This is a genomic window from Candidatus Enterococcus moelleringii (assembly GCF_017377575.1).
Lineage (GTDB): Bacteria > Bacillota > Bacilli > Lactobacillales > Enterococcaceae > Enterococcus_A > Enterococcus_A moelleringii.
This window is the reverse complement of record NZ_JAFREM010000054.1, coordinates 1-1587: the sequence shown is the minus strand read 5'-3', so window position 1 is coordinate 1587 and position 1587 is coordinate 1. Positions and strand designations below refer to the sequence as shown.

Genomic DNA, 1587 nt, shown 5'->3' with positions numbered 1-1587 from the left:
GGCTGGACCCTGTACTCTAAACTTATTCAACCCTCGAAAGGATTAAAATTATGCATACAAATTATAACATGAATCAACTCACTTTGGATATCTCAACTTCATATATTCCAAAAAAGGATAGTACTGCTTGGTTTATCAATGAATTGGTAGAAGCATTGGAAATTAACGAACCTTATCTGTTTGGCCGCCCACGAAGCTACGATTTAAGTGCAATGTTGAAGCTTGTTCTCTTTGCTTATACACGTAGTGTGTTTAGTAGTCGCAAAATCGAACAGCTTGCAGAAGAAAGCCTACCGGCTCGCTGGCTGACTCAAGAACAACTGCCGACGTATCGAACGATTGCACGTTTTCGTATTTCCAATGATTTAGAGGGACTGATCGAGAAAGGATTAGATGTACTAGTTGGCTACCTGAGAGAACGACAACTGATTGACGATGCGATCTTTATTGATGGAACTAAGATTTTAGCAGATGCAAATAAATATAGTTTTGTTTGGAAAAGAAGCACGATCAAGTACGACAAAATGAATCGCGATCAGCTTTTGATATTGATCTCTGAACTCAAAGAGGCACATCTGGCTAATCACATTCCAGAAGGAACGACTCTTACGCTGGATATGCTAGATGAAGTATTAACAAGAATGGAACTTCGTTTGGAAGAATTAGAACAGGAAGTAAATGAAACCAAAAAGGTTTCACCTAATCCTGCCAAACAACAGCGACGAAAACTTAAATCCCAAAAAAGAAAATTGACAGAGCGACGAGACAAGCTGGCAGATCATCAGAAGCGCTTGTCTACTTGTGGTGCTCGCAATAGCTACTCCAAAACAGACAAAGACGCTACCTTTATGCGTGTGAAGGAAGATCCTATGAAAAATGGGCAGCTGAAACCCGCCTACAACCTTCAAATCGGAACAAGCAATCAATTTGTTTTAGCCTATGATGTTTATCAAAATCCTACAGATACAAAGACTCTGCCATCATTTCTAGAAAAGATCGCAATGAAAGAGTTTTTGCCTACTTATATTGTAGCTGACGCGGGTTATGGTTCTGAACAAAACTATCGCTTCCTTGAAGATGAGCTGTCAGAACACACTGCACTAATTCCATACGGTACAATGTTGAAAGAACAAAGTAAGAAGTGGAAATCCGACGAACGAAAAGTAATGAATTGGACCTACCACGAAAAAGATGATTACTATATTGATCCGAAAGGTGTTCGGTTCAATTTCAATGCGTACAGAACCGAAACCGACAAGAAGGATGGATTTATCCGTGAATTTAAGGAATACAAAGCGGAAAAATATACTGAGAATCGCGAAGTGATTCAGGAAGCATTGACCAAGAAAGGTAATGTCCGAATCATCAAAGTGAATCCCGCGTTAGAGTATTTTAAAGCAAAACAACGCACACTGCTTTCAGAATCTAAAACTGGAGAAATCTACGGACAACGAAAGATCGATGTAGAACCAGTCTTTGGATGGATGAAGGCTTGTTTGCATTTCACACGTTACCATGTTCGAGGACTGGAGAAGGTGAAAAAAGAAACAGGTATTCTCGTCATGGCGCTAAACATGAGGAAACTAG

General features: G+C 39.8%; 1 protein-coding gene. It reads left to right on the top strand.

Translation table 11 applies throughout. The features are described 5' to 3' along the window. Window positions 1–50: 50 nt before the first annotated feature. Window positions 51–1587, top strand: a 1537-nt coding sequence (locus JZO70_RS22185; protein ID WP_207675883.1) for an IS1182 family transposase, incomplete at its 3' end; no start/stop codon positions are given.